9 protein-coding genes are annotated in these 16,891 nt (G+C 73.0%); 5 read left to right on the top strand and 4 right to left on the bottom strand.

Translation table 11 applies throughout. The annotated features are described in order from the left end of the window. Positions 1-45: 45 nt before the first annotated feature. The 3 genes from ACFVHB_RS35910 to ACFVHB_RS35900 all read left to right on the top strand — a co-directional run bounded on the left by ACFVHB_RS35910 (position 46) and on the right by ACFVHB_RS35900 (position 9,082). Positions 46-1,374 carry a GH1 family beta-glucosidase gene (locus ACFVHB_RS35910; protein WP_380330815.1) on the top strand — a complete coding sequence of 443 codons (1,329 nt, stop codon included), beginning with the start codon at positions 46-48 and terminating at the stop codon, positions 1,372-1,374. A 296-nt stretch (positions 1,375-1,670) separates the two neighbouring features. Continuing rightward, positions 1,671-7,565 (top strand): hypothetical protein, encoded by a 5,895-nt coding sequence (locus ACFVHB_RS35905; RefSeq protein WP_380330812.1) that lies wholly within the window; start codon positions 1,671-1,673, stop codon positions 7,563-7,565. Beyond that, complete coding sequence (locus ACFVHB_RS35900) at positions 7,562-9,082, top strand: hypothetical protein (RefSeq protein ID WP_380330809.1); 1,521 nt, start codon at positions 7,562-7,564, stop codon at positions 9,080-9,082. Before ACFVHB_RS35905 ends, ACFVHB_RS35900 begins: the two co-directional genes overlap by 4 nt. A 203-nt stretch (positions 9,083-9,285) precedes the next feature. On the opposite strand, the gene ACFVHB_RS35895 is transcribed toward ACFVHB_RS35900, so the two are convergent. After that, a complete protein-coding gene (locus ACFVHB_RS35895; RefSeq protein ID WP_380330807.1) occupies positions 9,286-11,541 on the bottom strand; it encodes an MMPL family transporter in 2,256 nt (751 codons plus the stop codon). A gap of 141 nt (positions 11,542-11,682) precedes the next feature. Here ACFVHB_RS35895 and ACFVHB_RS35890 point away from each other — a divergent pair, with 141 nt between their 5' ends. Beyond that, on the top strand, positions 11,683-12,435 hold the full coding sequence (locus ACFVHB_RS35890; protein WP_380330804.1) for a TetR/AcrR family transcriptional regulator: 753 nt from the start codon (positions 11,683-11,685) through the stop codon (positions 12,433-12,435). A 133-nt stretch (positions 12,436-12,568) separates the two neighbouring features. On the opposite strand, the gene ACFVHB_RS35885 is transcribed toward ACFVHB_RS35890, so the two are convergent. The 3 genes from ACFVHB_RS35885 to ACFVHB_RS35875 form a co-directional block, all read right to left on the bottom strand. After that, positions 12,569-13,303 carry a DUF899 domain-containing protein gene (locus ACFVHB_RS35885; RefSeq protein ID WP_380330801.1) on the bottom strand — a complete coding sequence of 245 codons (735 nt, stop codon included), beginning with the start codon at positions 13,301-13,303 and terminating at the stop codon, positions 12,569-12,571. A gap of 323 nt (positions 13,304-13,626) precedes the next feature. Next, positions 13,627-14,694: a polyprenyl synthetase family protein gene (locus ACFVHB_RS35880; RefSeq protein WP_380330848.1), complete on the bottom strand. Its 1,068-nt coding sequence runs from the start codon at positions 14,692-14,694 to the stop codon at positions 13,627-13,629. Positions 14,695-14,803: 109 nt separating this feature from the next. After that, positions 14,804-15,169 carry a hypothetical protein gene (locus tag ACFVHB_RS35875; protein ID WP_380330798.1) on the bottom strand — a complete coding sequence of 122 codons (366 nt, stop codon included), beginning with the start codon at positions 15,167-15,169 and terminating at the stop codon, positions 14,804-14,806. A gap of 760 nt (positions 15,170-15,929) precedes the next feature. On the opposite strand from ACFVHB_RS35875, the gene ACFVHB_RS35870 reads away from it, so the two are divergent. After that, entirely contained in the window at positions 15,930-16,802 is an 873-nt protein-coding gene (locus tag ACFVHB_RS35870) for a DUF4436 family protein (RefSeq protein ID WP_380330795.1), read from the top strand. The last annotated feature ends 89 nt before the right edge of the window (positions 16,803-16,891 follow it).

The raw sequence follows: 16,891 nt of genomic DNA, 5'->3' as shown, positions 1-16,891 counted from the left end.
AGTCGCTAACATGAGTGATCCTCACGTTGATGTCAGGAGGCTCTCATGCCGGACCGCTTCGACCTGCCGGCGGGGTTCCGCTGGGGCGCTGCCACCGCTGCCTACCAGATCGAGGGGGCGGTGGAGGAGGACGGCCGCGGGCGCTCGGTGTGGGACACCTTCTGCGCCCGCCCCGGCGCCGTCCGCGACGGGCACACGGGTGCGGTGGCCTGCGACCACTACCACCGGTACCCCGAGGACATCGCCCTGATGAAGGACCTCGGGCTGGACGGCTACCGGTTCTCCATCGCCTGGCCCCGCGTCCTCCCCACCGGTGCGGGCGCGGTCAACCCGGCCGGTCTCGCCTTCTACGACCGCCTGGTGGACGCACTGCTCGAAGCCGGCATCGCGCCGCTCCCCACCCTCTTCCACTGGGACCTCCCGCAGGCCCTGGAGGACGACGGCGGCTGGCTCAACCGCGACACCGCGTACCGCTTCGCCGAGTACGCGTCGGTGATGGCGGACCGGCTCGGAGACCGCATCCCGACCTGGATCACCCTCAACGAGCCGTTCGTGCACACGGTGTTCGGCTACGCGATGGGCATCCATGCCCCCGGCCGCGCCCTGATGTTCGAGGCCCTGCCCGCCGCCCACCACCAGCTCCTCGGCCATGGCCTGGCCGCCTCCCTGCTCCGCGAGCGCGGCCTGGAGGTGATGCTCTCCAACAACCTCACCCCCGTCGAGCCGGCCTCCGACTCCGCCGGGGACGTAGCCGCCGCCGAGGCCTACGACGCCCTCCACAACCGGCTGTTCACCGACCCGGTGCTGCTCGGCCGCTACCCGGACCTCTCCGCCCTCGGCGTCCCCGACGACATCTACGGCGCGGTCCGGCCGGGTGACACGGACCTCATCCACGCCCCCGGCCTCGACGGCCTCGGCGTCAACTACTACAACCCCACCCGCGTCGCCGCCCCCACCGACCCGGGCCTCCCCTTCGACCTGGTCGACATCCCGGACGTCCCCCGCACCGCCTTCGGCTGGCCCGTCGTCCCCGACGGCCTCCGCCGACTCCTCGCCGGCCTGCGGGAGTCCTACGGCAAGGCCCTCCCGCCCATCACCATCACCGAGAACGGCTGCTCGACCCCCGACGCCCCCGACGACCAGGCCCGCATCACCTACCTCGCCACCCACCTCGACGCCCTCGCCGCCGCCGTCACCGCCGGCGTCGACGTCCGCGGTTACTACACCTGGTCGCTCCTCGACAACTTCGAGTGGGCCGAGGGCTACCACCAGCGCTTCGGCCTGGTCTACGTCGACTTCGCGACGCAGAAGCGCACCCCGAAGGCGTCCTACGCCTGGTACCGGGACCTGATCGCCGCCCATCGGGCTTACTGATCAAGGTCGCCCCACTGGCGGGAGTGTCCCGACCGACGGACCTGTCGCGGATTCGGCTGTCCCGTCATCGGTGGTAGTGCTGCGTGGCGATCACTGGACCCAGAAGCACCCCCCGAAAGCGTCGTGCCCTGACCTGATGATCACTCACCAGGCTGCCCGGCGTCTGGTAGTTGGCCCCAGCTGCCAGGCCGTGCGCGCGAGCTTGTGGCAATCCTGATGTTTGAGGGCCGAAGAACAACTGCTGAACTGGTCGGTTCCCCTGCGGACTGCCTCACGGCCGTGTGAAGATGACTGGCGTGCCGCCAGCTCCTGAACTCCGCCGTTGGCTCTCCAGCCAGCCGCCGGACGCCCTTCAGCGTCTGCTCGCCTTCATCACCGTTGCGCACGGCCGCCCCTTCGTATACAAGGGCGAGCCGACCCGGCAGGCCCGCGCGAGTGCCGCGGGCATGCGTTCCTGGGTCGCGAAGGCTCCCGCGGATCTGCTCCTCCACATCGCCGAAGTCGGGCGCGAGGTGGCCGACCAGATGGTCCGTCAGCAGGGCTTGGCACAGGGCTTGCGGGGCATAGACACCGAGCGGTTGAGGGCGGCGTTGACGAATCTGCCGCCGGCGCTCGCCTGCCTCGCCCTCCACTCGTATCCGCTGGGCGACGAGGGCACACCCGGACGCGGCCACGTGCTGGAGCACTGGGACACCCTGTGGGAGGCCGCCGCCACTCCGGCGGACTGGCCGGAGCCGAAACGCCCCCGACGTGCGAGCAGGGCGGAGGCGCGTGCGTCCGGCGCGACCTCACGGGAGGCCCGGTGCGGGGACCCGCACAGCACGCGATCCGAAGCCGCAGACGGGGAGAACTCGGTGTCCGACGACCTGCCGGAGAAGCTCGAAGCCGCTGCGCACCGCCTGCGCGGGCAAGGGGAGTTGCTCGCCGGGCGGCTGGAGGACCTGGCGGTGGATGTCCGCAGAGGAGTGGGGCGGCGGGATGCCGACCTGTCCGCAGCAGTGGACGCCTGGTTCGGTCAGCGGGCTGCCGTGGCCGAGTTGGTGCTCGGACTCGGCGCCGACGCCGAGTGGGCGACTGAGCAGACCCATGACGACCTCGACCGGATCCTTGTGGACGTCCGCTCGGCGAGGATCGGCGAGGAGATCACGGCGGCAACGGCCGAACGCGAGAGGCTCGTTGCCATGCTCGGCCAGGTGAGCTACCCGGGTGTGCTGACAGCGCTGCAGGTGGAGGTCGACGCCATCGACGCCCGCCTCCAGGAGCTGCAGGCGCTCGACGGACGGCAATCCGTGCCCCACCCGGTCGACGCCGCCCGTCCGGAGGAGCCCGCCGAGCCGGACACAACGGGGCGCGCCGCCGGCGAGGAACTGCCCTCCCCGGCAGGGGTGGATGCCGTGCCCGTCGCGGCCGAGGGAGACACGCAGCGGGTTGAGGGAGCCTTCGAGACGTCGGAGCAACTCACGGACACCCTCGACTCGTTGCTCTTCGAGGCGCAGCAGGCCGACCGGGAAGCCGCACAGGTGGAGCCCGAGGCGGGTGACCGCGCGACCGGACCCGCGCCGACGCTCGCCCACACGGCCACCGGGCCGACCGAGCCGGCATGGCCGGTCGAGCCGAACGGCGGCACCAGCCCCGTCACCACCGCCGTCGCCGCCCCCGCCACCTCGGGCGGCGATCAACCCGCCGTCGTGGCAGCCACGTTGACGGAGTCCCGCACCGTCCACCCGCCCGGCATCCCGAAGCAGGCGTCGGTCGAGGCCGGGCCGAAGCCCACCGTGGCGGCGGAGGAACCGGCGAGCGTCGAGCCGACCGATGTCTGGACGCGGACCGGCGCCACCTCCTCCCCGGTCGAGCGGATGATCGCCGAGGGCAGGCTGGCCGAGGCGTACTGGCTGACCCTGGCCGCCCGGGAGCGCCCGGAGCGGTGCGAGTCCCTGGCCTTCGCCACGTCGGCGTTCGGGCTGGCCCCGGGGCAGCAGGCGGCGATGACCCTGCAGATCGGCGTCGAGGACAAGGCGCTGCCGACCGCGGAGGACCGCGACGGCTACCTCATCGCCTTGGCCGCCGCGGTGCGCAGCGGACTGCAGGCGGGCTGGGCGCTGCCGATCGTCAACGATTTCGTCCAGCTCCCCGGCCTGCCCGAGGTCTGGAACGAGCTCTTCCGGACGCTGGCGCTGGAGATCCGCAGGGGAGTCTCCGTCCAGTCCGGCGACGAGGTACGGCTCGGGCAGGACGACACCGTCGACCCGGCCGATCTGCGGGACCGGGCGGCGGCCCTCAAGGCCCGTCTGGGGACGAGCAAGACGGCGTACCAGCTGGCGTCCCGGGTACTCCAGACGCTTCTCAAGGACGATGCGGAACTCGGGCGCACCCTCAACCTGATCGCGGCGTGGTCGGCGGGCGGTGCCACCGCCGAGCAGCTCCGTCAGGACCTGGAGGGCACGTACGGGGAGGACGACGCGATCGACCGGATCATCAAGGAGACCACGCGCAGGGTCAGTTCGCCCAACCAGCGCAAGACCAAGATCATCGCGACGGCCCTGGACCAGTTGAGGGTGCGCATCGGGGAGGTGACGGCGCTGCTGCGCGAGGCGGTGCAGGTCGCCGAGATGCCGCCGCGCGGCGACAGCCGTCGACTCGGAAGCGAGCTGGTCGCCGCACTCCGGGCAGCGCGCGAGGCGACGCTGTTTCCGGGCCCCGGCGGCGAAGCGGTCCGGCTGCTGCTCGACTGGATCGGCACCGGGGTCTCCGGGGGCGTCTCGAGGGCCCTGCCCAGCCTGCCCGGCACCGACGCGCTGCTCGTCCTGCCGCGCCTGGCCTGGACCACGGGGGCGGACGGCCAGGACGCGCCGGACCTCACCGCCCCGGACGCCCTGGACGCCGTGCTGGAGTTCCTGGAGCCGGCCGATCCGGGGCAGGCGTTCGCCGCCCACCTCGACCGCGGCAACCTGCACATCGCGGTGCGGCTGGTCGACCTCGCGGCAGCGGGTCGGCTGGGCGTCCTCCCCGCACTCGAGGCGAACCAACTGGACGCGTGGCGGCGCCGGCTCGGGGACGCCGAGGTCCAGTGGCGCCTCAGGGTCGACGGAGCCCTGCGCCGGGCCGATGACCTCTTCGCACGGGTCCGCCTGCAGAACCTGATCACCCCCGAGCAGGAGAGCCAGCTGGCGGCCCAGCTCCTCGACCTCAAGACCTCGGACCGGAGCCTGCGGTTCCGTCGCCTGCTGGAGCAGGTGCAGGAGGTCGTCGCCCGGCTGGAAGAGAGGATGCTGGAGAAGACGGACCAACTGCGCGAGCAACTGGTCGAACTGAACCTCGAGGAGGCGGACCTCGCCCGGATCAGCGCTCTGATCGACCGCGGCGACGTCGCCACCGCGGAGGAACTGCTCTCCTTCGCCCGCAAGGGCGACCGCATCCCGGAACAGGTCGCGGAGACCGGTACCGAGCTGGCGGCCTTCCTGGAGGGCGTGCGCCACCCGGACGCGCCCAAGGCCAGCAGCACCGGGGTCGACGCGCGCTGGTGGTTCGGCCACTACGCCCGCGGGCGCTCCGGTCAGGCGGAGACCGATGCGGTCACGGTCGCCCTGGAGGCCTGGGAGTCGCTCGGGCGGCTGAACGAGCGCCGCAACTCCTTCCAGAAGCACGTCCCCAGCGTGCTGCGGATGCTCGGCCTGAGCGTCAAGGGCCCGGTCCGGCTGGTGGACCAGGACCGCAAGGACTGGCAGGTGATGACGCTCTCGATCACCGCGGAGATAAGCGACAACGTCCCGGGCTACGTGTCCCGGATCGGATCCCGGGCCAAGGGCGTCTACCGGGTCGTCATCGTCGGCACCGAGGAGCTCGGCCCCGACGCCCTGCTGCGCCACCTGCCCGAGTCCGCACTCGGGGCCAACATCATCCTCTACCTGCAGCCGCTCGGCATCGGCGGGCGCCGGCGCCTCGCCCAGGCCTCGCACCAGAAGCCGCAGCAGGCGATCGTCGTCGATCCGGCGGTGTTGGGCTGGATCGCCGCCGGTGAGGCCCGCTCCTTCCGCGCGGTGCAGCGGGTGACGCTGCCGTGGGCCTCGTACCGGCCGTACGAGCCGTTCCAGGCCGGCCAGGTCGCCGCCGAGGTGTTCAAGGGCCGCGACGACGAGAAGAGCACGATCATGGCCCGCGAGGGCGGCCTCTTCCTCTACGGCGGGCGGCAGCTCGGCAAGTCCTCACTGCTCCAGCAGGTGGCCGACAGCTTCCGGGCGGGGCACGGCGGCAACCAGGTGGCGGTCTACACGGACCTGCGGTTCGCCGAGATCGGGCTCAGCCGGCTCCCGCAGGAGATCTGGAGCGTGCTGGCCCAGCAGCTGAAGGACGCCGGGGTGCTCCACCGCGGCGTCTCCGAGCACGCCACCCCCACCGCCATTGCCGAACAGGTCCAGCAGTGGCTGGACGAGAGCGAGGAGCGCCGCATCCTGTTCCTCGCCGACGAGGCCGACGCGTTCCTCAACGCGGACGCCCGGCCGGTCGAGACGGCGGGGGCGCAGTCGACCTTCCGGACCCTCACCGGCCTGATGAAGCTGATGGCCGACACCGAGCGACGGTTCAAGATCGTGTTCGCGGGTCTGCACCAGGTGCAGCGCTACAACCGGCTCACCAATTCGATCACGGGGCACGGCGGCGAGCCGGTCCTGGTCGGCCCGCTGCGCGCGAAGGCCGCGATCGACCTGGTCGTCGAACCGCTGGCCGCGGTCGGGCTGTTCTTCGAGAACCCCGATCTGGTCTGGAGCATCCTGGCACTGACGAACAACCAGGCCAACCTCGTCCAGATCGTCTGCGAGGGACTGGTCGAGGAGATGCAGGGCCGCTCCCTGTCCGCGGAGGGCGGGCGCCCCCAGATCACCAACGCCGACGTGCAGAAGGTCGTCGAGTCCGGAGGCATCCGGGACAAGATCCGCGACCGGCTCCGCCTGACCATCGACCTGGAGGACCGCTACCGGGTCCTGACGCTGATCCTGGCCCTGCGCAGTCTCACGGAGGGCTACGCCCGCGGCTACACGCCCCAGGAGCTGCAGGAGGAGGCGCACCGGGTGTGGCCGGACGGGTTCCCGGAGCAGAACGGCGTGGACGAGGTCCGGACCGACCTGATGGAGATGGAAGGCCTCGGACTGGTCCTCCCGCTCCCGGGGCGGAGCAACAGCTTCGTCATGCGCAGCCCGAACCTCGTCAACATGCTCGGCACCCGCGACGAGCTCGAAGCGGAACTGCGCACCAGCGAGTTCACTCAGAAGTACGACTACAACCCGCGCGTCGCCCGCCGGTCCATCGACGACGACGGCCGGATCATGCGGATGAGCCCGCTGACGGACGAGCAGTGGCACGAGGTGCTGTCCCGGCGCACTGCGGTGATCACGGCCTCGGCGGCGCTCGGTGCGGACTTCCTGGGCAAGGCCGCGGAGCAGTACGTCGGAAGGGAGTGCCAGGTCGTTTCCGTGGCGCCCGCGGAGCTGCGCCAAGCAGTCACCAAGTGGGCCCGGGAGCGCTCGCCGCACCTGCTCTTCGTCGACCTGCGGGGCGTTCCCGCGGCGGACGTACGGGCCGTCGTCGAGCGACTCACCAAGTACGCCTCGGCGTCCGAGGAGGACGGCAAGGAGATCCCGCGCCGGCGTGCGCTGGCCGTCGTCGACCCGTTGACCGCGCTCGGCCCGGACTTCCCGGACGTGTTCCGGGCGCAGCCGCGGCGCTGGAACGCGACCAGCCTGCGGGCCTGGCCGGAGCAGCCGTTCGTCTCGGTCCAGGAGCGCCGCAACCTGATCGAGGTGACCGGGGGCTGGCCCGCCTTCGTCGAGCAGGCCATCGCCCAGTACCTGCAGGGCGCTCCCCGGGAGAGGCTCTTCGACGCGATGCGGAACCGGACGGACGAGGCCGATTTCGCCCGCAAACACCTGCAGAGGGTCGGTCTCTCCGACCGCCGCGTCGAGCAGATGGCGGGCTGGGCCGACATGTTCAGTGTGGAGGAGCACCGGCAGGGCAGGGCCCACGCCGTCCCCCAGGACCTGGCCGTCGTGCTCGACGACGACTTGGACGAGGCCGAGGCGCTGCTGGCGGACCTGGAGGCGCTCGGGGTGCTCGACGACGACGGAGAGGTCCTCACCGTGGACAGCGTCACCTTCCGCGCGCTCAGGACCGTGGCACGCGTGCAGGGCGGGGCGGTGTGACGGATCTCGTCGGTCCGGCCGGCGCGCTGTCCCCGGAGGTGGTCCGGGACCTTCCGGGCGCACGCCGTCACTGCGCCGGAGTGCTCGCCGACCTGCGGGCCGGGCTGACCTGCGTCTGGCTGTTTCCGGACGCCGAGGTGGCATCGCACCGGGCCGACCGGGCCGTGGACGAGGTGATCCACGACCTGGACGACGTCGTGGACGTTCCCGGCAAGGAGACGGCTCCGCGCCTGGCTCCGGTCGCGGCCCTGCCGGAAGCGCGGAGTTCCCGGGAGCCGCTCGGAACCGGGGGCGGGCCAGGGGGCCACCGCTTCGAGGACGCCTTCGACGTCGACGACGGCTTCGGCGGCTGGGACCCGTTCGGAGTCTTCGGCAGCGGGGGCTTCCAGCCGTCCGAGGCCGCGACGCCCGCACCCACCGTCGACGGACGGCTCGCGGAAGGCCCGGACATCGACGTCGACGCCCGGTTCGCCGAAGGCCCGGACATCGACGTCGCCGCGCGCCTGGCCCGCAGTCTCGGCTCGGACGGGGACCTGGTCTCCGAACTGGTCGGCACCGCGGACGGCCGCGCGCTCGTGCTCGTCATCCGCGCCTGGACCGAGGCGGACCCGCACGCGGTCTCCCGGCTGCTACGCCGCTTCCAGGCCGCCGTGAAGGAGGCCGGCCTCAAACCGAGCGACCGTCCGCGGCTGCTGGTGGCCTCCCGCCTCCAGGACCTGGAGACGGACACCATCGGACTCCTCGACGGAACGGTGTCGAGGCCGCACTGGTGGTGGGGGGTGTGGAATCACCTCGACACGGCGACCGTCGTCGCCGACGCGATTCCGCATCCCGGCTTCGGGCAGGCGCACAACCGCATGACGCCGACCAAGCTGATCCAGCACGCCCTGCGCCGCGAGATCGTGGTCCAGACGGCCGGTCCCGATCTGGGACTGGCGGTGGAGCTGGCCAGGGCATGGAACGGCAGGATCGGTGACCTGGCTTCCGCCCTGCGGGGGTGCTGCCTCGTGGACGACGCCGGAGAACCGGGCTCCCAGGGGCGGGGCACGCCCGGAGCGGCGTACGCGCCGCTCCCTGAGAACGGCTTGCGCGAGGCGTGGTCGGCCGGGCTGGTCGACAGCTGGGAGGGGCAGATCCGTCATAGTCCGCGCTCCGGCGGCGCGGCACTCGACAAGCTGGTCTGGCAGGCCCAGAACCGCGTTCTCCTGCCCCTCATCGACGACGCCCGCGTCGGCTTCGTCGAGCTGCTTCCGCGCATAGCGGTGCGCGGCGTCACCCGACTCGTCAACACCTACGTCCGGCAGTCCCTGCGCGGTGCCAACGGCTCATCGGCGGACCTGGCCTCCATGGAACTCGGCGAGCTCTACGACGCGGCCGTGCACCGGGACATCACCCTGACCGATGAGCAGTTCGGTCGGCTGCGCACCCTCCGACGGGCACGCAACAAGCTCGCCCACCGCACACCCATCGACGATGCCCTGCTCCAAGACCTCCTGGACGCGCTCACCGGCTTCTGACTGCCGCGCTGTCAGCCATTCGCGCTGAGTACGTCGCGCGGGCGCAGTCCGCCGAACGGGCGCGGCGGGTGGTTCACGACCTTCGCCAGCAATTCGCCTGACGGCCCGTGTGGTGGTGGAACCGCTCACGTGCGCCCTGGCTTGGTGCGTGAGTGGCGGGGGACCGCGGGCGCCGGTGGGGCGCCCGCGGTCCGCTGTCGCGACTAGCCGACGACCACCGGGGAGCGGGGCGCCTCGGCGGTGGCCGCGGGCTGGTAGAACTCGGTGTGTCCTTCGACGTGGAGGTGGGGCAGGCGGCGGTCCAGCCAGGCGGGCAGCCACCAGTTGCCGCGGCCGAGCAGGTGCATCACGGCCGGTACCAGCAGCAGTCGGACCAGCGTGGCGTCGATCAGGATGGCCGATCCCATGCCGACGCCGATGACCTTGATCGGCAGGTCGGGTGACGGGACGAAGGCCGCGAACACGGCGACCATGATGGCCGCCGCCGCGGTGATCACCCGTGCGGTGCCCGCCAGCCCGCTGACGATGGAGTCCGCGTTGTCGTCGGTGCGCAGCCAGGCCTCACGCATCCGACTCACCAGGAAGACCTCGTAGTCCATCGAGAGGCCGAACAGGACGGCGAAGGTCAGCACCGGGACGAAGGCCGGCAGCGGGGTGGGGCTGTCGATGCCGATCAGTCGGCCGGCGGTGCCGCCTTCGAGGACGAGGGCGACCACGCCGTACGCGGCGCCGACGGAGAGCAGGTTCATCACCGCGGCCTTGAGGGCGACGGCGAGGCTGCGGAAGGCCACCAGGAGCAGGAGCATCGACACCGTGACCACGCCGCCGACCAGCAGCGGGATGCGGCGGGCGATGTTGTCGGTGCTGTCGATCGCGCTGGCGGTCGCCCCGCCGACGTGCACCCGGACGCCGGGGCCGACCGCAGCCGGGATGACGTGATCGCGGAGGTCGCGGACCAGGGTCTTGGTGGCGCTGGACTGCGGACCGCTGTCCGGGACGACGGTGAGCAGCAGCGAGCGGCCGTCGGAGCCGGGGACCGGAGGGGTCACGGCCGTGACGCCGGGCACCGCCTTCAGCGCGGTGGGCAGCGAGGCCGTCGCGTCGGCGGGGGTGCCCGGGGCCAGCTCGGCGACCAGGACCAGCGGCCCGTTGCTGCCCGGTCCGAAGCCGGCGGCCACCGTGTCGTACGCCAGCCGGTTCGAGCGCCCGGCGGGATCGTTGCCCGCGTCGGGGAAGCCGAAGCGCACGCCGAGGAACGGCGCCGCGAGCGCCAGCAGGACGACGACCCCGGTGACGGCACCGAGGACGCGGTGACGCTCGACGAGCCTGCTCCAGCGCAGCCAGCCGGCGCCCACCGAGCTCTCGCCCTGGGCGGCGCGGCGCCGGGGCAGGGGCAGCCGGAGGCGCTCGATGTGCCGGCCGAGGTAGCCGAGCAGGGCGGGGAAGAGAGTGGCGGACGCGGCGATCACGACGAGCACGGAGAGGATCGCCGAGACCGCGGCGCCGCGCATGAACGACAGGCCCATCGCGAACAGGCCGAGCATGCTGACCACCACGGTCATTCCGGCGACCACGACCGCGCGGCCCGCGGTGTCCAGTGCGGCGACCGTGGCGGCCTCGGGGTCGAGCCCCTCGGCGCGCCACTCGCGGAACCGGGTGACCAGCAGCAGCGCGTAGTCGATGCCGACGCCGATGCCCAGCATCGCGGCGAGCGAGGTCGACCAGTCCGGGACCGGCATGATCGCGGCGAGGACCGGCAGCAGGGCGCTGCTGACCGCGAGCCCGCCGAGCGCGGTGAGCATCGGCAGGCCGGCGGCCACCACGGAGCCGAAGGTGATCACCAGGATCACGGCGGCGGCCGCGATGCCGATGCCCTCCGAGCCGATCGCGCCCTGCTCGGCCTGCTGGACCGTCATGCCGCCGAGGTGGACGCGCACGCCGCCGTCGACGGGGCGGGCGAGGTCGAGCAGCCGCTGGGTGTCGGCCTTCGGCATGTCGGGGGCGACGGCGACGTCCAGGTGGATCTGCCCGAGGGCGGTGCGGCCGTCGGCCGACACCTTGCCGCGCGGGCCGTACGGGTCGTCGATGCCGCTGACGTGTGGCACCTCGGCCATCCGGGCGAGCAGGTCCGCGACCCGGTCGCGGGTGGCGGCGTCGGTCACGCTGCCGTCGGAGGCCAGCACCAGGCTGATCGATTCACCGCCCAGCCCGGGGAAGTCCCGTGCCAGCAGCTGCTGGGCCTGCTTGGAGTCCGAGCCGGGCGCGGTGTAGTCGGCGCTGTACTTGGCGCCGAGGCCGGCCGAGAGGCCGAAGGCCGCGCCGGCGGCGAGCAGCCAGAGCAGCACCGTGCGGCCCCGGTTCCGGAAGCTCCAACCGGCTATTCGGCCGAGCGGGCCGGACCTGGGCGGCCCGCTCTTCCCGGCGGCCGTCCGCCGGTCCTCGCGCAGTCCCTGGGACATGTGGTCCTCCGTACGTCGTCAGGGGCTCCGTCCCCCGGCAAAGCGTTACGCTTCATAACGCGTCTTATGAGGCGTAACGTTTCCCTCGACGGGTACGGATTGTCAACGCGGTGACGGGCGCAGCGAGCCGATGGAGATGCGATGCCGGGTGGGTCGACCGATGGGAGCGGGGGACGGAGCCGCCGCGAGCGGCTGCGCGCCGACACGGTGGAGGAGATCAAGCACGCGGCCCTGGGCCTGATCGTCGAGCGCGGCGCCGCGAACCTCCGCTTCACCGACATCGCCCGCAGCATGGGGATGACCCCGCCCGCGCTGTACCGCTACTTCGCCGACCGGGACGAGCTGCTCACCGCCCTGGTCGCCGACTCGTACGACAGCCTGTCGGACGCGTTGACGGTGACCCGCGAGACCGTGCCGCGGGACGACCTGGACGGACGCTTCGTGGCCACGTGCACGGGCTACCGCACCTGGGCGCAGCGGAATCCGGAGCGCTTCGCCCTCATCTTCGGCTCCCCCGTGCCCGGGTACGCGGCCCCGCCGGACGGACCGACCGTGGCGGCCGGCCGGCGGGCGATGGAGCACATGGCCGAACTCGTCGCCGACACGGCCGAACGCGGCCGGCTCGGCAGCCCGCTGGTGCCGGACGCGGCGGAAGCCCTGAAGCTGGCCTGGGCCACCGTGCACGGCTTCGTCACCCTTGAGGCGTACGGCCACTTCCACACGCTCGACCAGGAGGCGCGGGACCGTCTCTTCGCGGTCCAGGCGGGCGTCGCCGCGCGCACCGCGGGCCTGGCGCCGGCCGTGGACCAGGGGGGTGATCAAGGCCCGAGCGGCAGAGGGCCATGGCTCGGGCGGCGAGGACCCCGAAGGCCTTTGGCACTTGGTCCACGGTGAGCTGATTTCCGCTCACCAAACGTTGGGGCGGCGGTAGTCGGGCTCCTGAACGGGAACTGGTTCCGGGTCACGGCCGATGCCGATCGCTGCCGTGGTGACGGAGCGGGCGTGCACATGGTCCTCGGTCCGAGCCTCAGGCCTTCCCGTACTCGTCGTGGCGGCGCAGCCAGTGGGTCTCCTCGCCCTCCTCGTGGCGGCCCATCGGCGTCCGGTCGAGGAGGCCGTAGTAGGCCATGGCGGGCTCGAGGCCGCGCGCGGTGGTGACGTACGTCCGGTGGACGGTGCCGTTCGAGAGCGCGTAGGCGCTCAGCCCGGGCCCCTCGGTGACGTACCCGAGCACGTCGGTGCCGCAGGCCTCCGCCATCTGCCGGACGGTCGGCGGGATGTCACCCTCCAGGAACGGCCTCAGCTCGTCCTCGGTGTACTGGAAGCCGAGGTCGCGGTGGAAGTCGCCGCCGGCGGTGGAGACCCAGTCGAAGCGCCAGCCCATCCGCTCCCGGTAGGCGAGGAGCTTGTCGATCGGCGCCCGCGAGGAGCAGATCAGCGTCACGTCGCGGGCTTTCAGGTGGACGGCGTTGGGGCTGAGGGTGTCCGCGATCGAGGAGCAGACCGGGCATCCGGCCTCGTAGGGCGGGCCGAACATGAAGTGGTAGACGAGCAGCTGCGAGCGCCCGTCGAAGAGGTCCGCGAGCGACTCGGTCCCGCCCGCGGTCTCGAAGCCGTAGTCCTTCTCGACCGGCACCCAGGGGAGCTCCCGCCGCTTCCGCGCGAGCTCGTCGCTCCGTCGGGTGAGCTTCTTCTCCTCCGCGAGCAGCTCCTCCCGCGCCGCCTCGAACTCCTCGCGCGTGCCGATCCTGTGCTCGGGCATGGCCATTCCTCCTGTGGGGGAGCGGAACACCGCCTCGCGGCGTGCGGTCGTCCGCAGCGGCAGGGCAGCCGGCAGTGCCTCCCACCGGCCTCGGCCAACCGGCCGGCCGTACATCCACCGGCCTCGGCCAACCGGCCGACCGGCCGACCGGCCGACCGTCCGGCCGTACATCCACCGTACGCGCGCGGCGGCGGGCCCTCGAGAGCAAGCCGAACGGCCTGTTCGGCGCCGTGGTCACGCGGCGGACGGAGGCCGCGGCGGGGTCGTTGGGGCGGACCTGGCAGCGGCGCGCGCGTCCGGTCGCGGGAGGCCGGGCCGTCCGGTCACTCGCCCGGTATCACGTTCGACAGCGGCAGGCCTTCGAAGAAGGTCACCGCCTCCTCGCGCCAGTGCGGGCGCCAGCCCCGGGCTTCGGCGCGGGCCGCATCGGCGCAGCGGCGCATGTCGGAGCGGAGCTTCCCGTCCACGCCCAGCAGCCGGGCCAGCTCGCGGATGTGCTCGACCGTGTCGGCGGGGCAGTGCGGGTCACCGAGCGCGGACTCCACCACGGCCCGCTGCGTCTCGTCCCCGGCGGCGAGCAGGGCGCTCACCGCGTAGCTGCGGCGGCCCGCGCGCAGGTCGGCGCCGGTGGACTTGCCGGTGGTGTCGTCGTCGCCGAACAGGTCGAGGTAGTCGTCGCGGAGCTGGCCGCCGATGCCGACCAGGGTCGCGTACCGGCGCAGCCGTGCGTCGTGGCGGGCCACGTCCTCACCTGCGGCCAGCAGGCCCAGTCGCAGCGGGGCGAGCACCGAGTACCGGGTGGACTTGTACTCGCAGACGGTGTGCAGGAACTCCTCGTCCGGGACCGGTCGGAAGTCGCGTTCGAGGTCGACGATCTGGCCGGTGACCGTCTCGGCGCCGGCGTCGAGCTGCACCTCCAGCATCGCCTGGCGCAGCTCGGCGGGGACGTCCGCGTCCAGCAGGACCCGCATCGCGAGGAAGGCGGCGAGGTCCCCGGCCAGGACGGCCAGGCCGAGGGCGGTGCGGTCCGCCTCCGGGAAGTCCTGGCGGTAGGCGTAGTAGGTGGAGGGGCCGCCGCGGCGCAGGGGCGAGTCGTCGATGACGTCGTCGTGGACGAGCCCGTGCGTCTGGAGCAGTTCGATGCTCAGCGCGGCCTCGGCCAGGCCGGGTACCGGGTCGGTGGTCACCAGTCGGGCGGCCTCGTACAGGAGGGCGACCCGCAGCCGCTTGCCGCCGCGCAGGGAGAGGTCCCGCAGCAGTTCCAGGCAGCGCGGGGTGAAGCGGCTGAGCGGCGGGGTGTCGAGGCGTTCCGGCAGGGCGGCGAAGTAGGCCTCGAAGCGGAGGTCGAACCGGCGCCGGTGCTCGGCGGCTCGTTCCCGGGCGGCTGCCATGATCGTCTCGTTCACGGGGCCCACCCTCTCATCCGCGCGGGCCCGTCCGCGCCGCCGGGTCGTGGCGGGCCCGCCGGCGGACGGCCGTCACCCCGCCCTCCGTGGAGGCTCAGGCTTCGGTCAGCCAGGCCTCTTCGAGGCCGCCGAGGACGAAGCCGTTCTCGAAGCGCACCTTGTAGGTGATCCGCGCGCCGACTCCGGCGTCGAACGCCCCCGGTCCGATGAACCGCTGGCGGAGGTCCTCGAGCAGGCCGGCGGAGAAGGGGTCGAGCCGGGCGGCGCGGATCTGCTGCTCGACGCCCGCGAGCATGTCCTGGGTCACGCCGCCGGTCTCCTTCGCCGCGTCCGTGACGATGCCCGTCAGGCCCCCGGCCAGGAACAGCGGACCGGGGAGGCCGATCGCGGCCGCCGTGCCGTCCGCGGTGAGCTGCACGTCCCTGGTCAGCCTGACCTTCGCGCCGATCTCGTACGGCATGGGTGGTCCCCCCTCGTTGGATCTTGGCCCTGACTGGGGCCAGCGTAGTCGGGGTGCCCCGGGGGGAACGGGCGTTCGGGGGGATCGGGAGCGCGGCTGTCGGTCTCCGGTGTCCCGCGCATGCCGCGAAGCGGTGCGGCGAAGCCCGGGAGGAAGCTCGGTGTCATGCCGACCGCGCCGATCGGCAGGGTGGCCCGCGCCCCCAGCGCGGCGCCTGCGGCCCCGCCCGGGATGCCGCCCGGGGGCGGCCGCAGCCGGACAGGAACCGGGTGGTCGCGTTCATCCGGCCGAGCATGCCGACCCGGGGTGAGCGCCTGGTGGACGCTCGACCGGGCGACGACGCGGACGACTCCGGCCAGGGAGAGGGCCGCGAGCCCGGCGGCCGCCCCGTGGGCGCCCGGTCGGTCGGGTGGTGGGCGGCGCGCGAGGCCCACCACCCGGTCGCGCACCGGGGAGCCGGTCGCACACGGGGGAGGGGAGGCGGCCGCCTGCGGCCCGTGAGCGGGATTCCCCTGAACGGCCGGTGCGTGCCGCGCCGGAACCCGAGCTTCCTGTCAGTAGCCTGCGGAGCCGAACCCGACACCTACCCGGAACGAGGCCCCATGGCGCACGCCCGGCCGTCCCGTCCCCCGATCCCGCGGTCCGGGGCCGCGCTCGCCGCGCCGGCGGCCCGGGCCGGCGCCGGCTCCGAGCCGGTCGTCCGCGCCGGCCGGCGGCAGCCCGCCGCGACCGGGCCCACGCGGGCGTGAGGTTCTCCGGGTTGCGCGGCAACCGCCTCGTCCTCGCCCTGCTGATCGTGGCGGTCCTGTGCTCGGCCGGCACCGCGCTGTACCTGAACGAGCGCAACACCCGGCAGCAGGCCCGCGAGCTGGCCCTCCCGGGCGCCGGTGACTGGATCGAACTGGACGTCACCTCCCAGGACATCGACCCCGGGACGGGCGAACTCACCCTCTACGTCGTGCCCGTTCCGCGCGGTGGCCTCGCCGCGGGGCCGGGTTCCTCCGCGTTCGGCCGGCAGGCCGTGATCACCGTCCAGGCGGCGGACCGCACCGAGCTGCGGGCGGCGCCGGGGGAGGCCGCGACGCCCGAGCCCGTGAAGGCCAACTTCCACGACGGCACCGTGACCGACTACCCCTTCGACCGCCACCACTTCGCCGTGTCGTTCGCGGCCTCGGACACCTCGGGCGCCGTCCCCGTGGGCGTGGTCTTCAGGGACGTCGACCCGTTCTTCCTGGTCCACCCGACCAGCACCGCGGGCAGCGCCGGGGCGACCGTCCTGGAGGGCACCGTCACCAGGACGCGCAGCACCTCCATCCTGGCCTGGTTCATGATCGCGGCGATGTGGGCGCTCGCGCTGGCGGTCCTGGCCGGGGCCGAGGTGCTCCGCCGTGGCCGGCAGGGGATGGTGTGGCCCTCGCTCGGGTGGATGGCCGCGACCCTCTTCGCGCTCGTCGGCATGCGCAACGCGGCGCCGGGCTCGCCGCCGATCGGTTCGCTCATCGACTACGTGGCGTTCTTCTGGGCCGAGGGCATCATCGCGGCGAGCCTGGTGGTCACGGTCGTCTCCGGCAGCCGGATCGAACGCCGCAAACGGGCGGAGGCGGCAGCGGCCGCGTCCGGGGCAGGTCCCTGAGGTCCGGACGCGGCCGCGGGTCGGGCCGCCGCGATGCCGCCGGCCACCGGTGAGGGGGCGCGCTCGGCCGTTTTAGGTTGTGTAGTTCT

The sequence above is a fragment of the Kitasatospora sp. NPDC127111 genome (genome assembly GCF_042677465.1).
GTDB lineage: Bacteria > Actinomycetota > Actinomycetes > Streptomycetales > Streptomycetaceae > Kitasatospora.
The sequence above is the reverse complement of the archived record's forward strand: the minus strand, read 5'-3'. Positions and strand labels throughout refer to the sequence as shown.

Excerpts from the sequence above, each read along its gene's own strand:
- ACFVHB_RS35910 (WP_380330815.1), top strand. The coding sequence starts at position 46 with ATGCCGGACCGCTTCGACCTGCCGGCGGGGTTCCGCTGGGGCGCTGCC.
- ACFVHB_RS35895 (WP_380330807.1), bottom strand. The coding sequence starts at position 11,541 with ATGTCCCAGGGACTGCGCGAGGACCGGCGGACGGCCGCCGGGAAGAGC.
- ACFVHB_RS35890 (WP_380330804.1), top strand. The coding sequence starts at position 11,683 with ATGCCGGGTGGGTCGACCGATGGGAGCGGGGGACGGAGCCGCCGCGAG.
- ACFVHB_RS35885 (WP_380330801.1), bottom strand. The coding sequence starts at position 13,303 with ATGCCCGAGCACAGGATCGGCACGCGCGAGGAGTTCGAGGCGGCGCGG.
- ACFVHB_RS35880 (WP_380330848.1), bottom strand. The coding sequence starts at position 14,694 with ATGGCAGCCGCCCGGGAACGAGCCGCCGAGCACCGGCGCCGGTTCGAC.
- ACFVHB_RS35875 (WP_380330798.1), bottom strand. The coding sequence starts at position 15,169 with ATGCCGTACGAGATCGGCGCGAAGGTCAGGCTGACCAGGGACGTGCAG.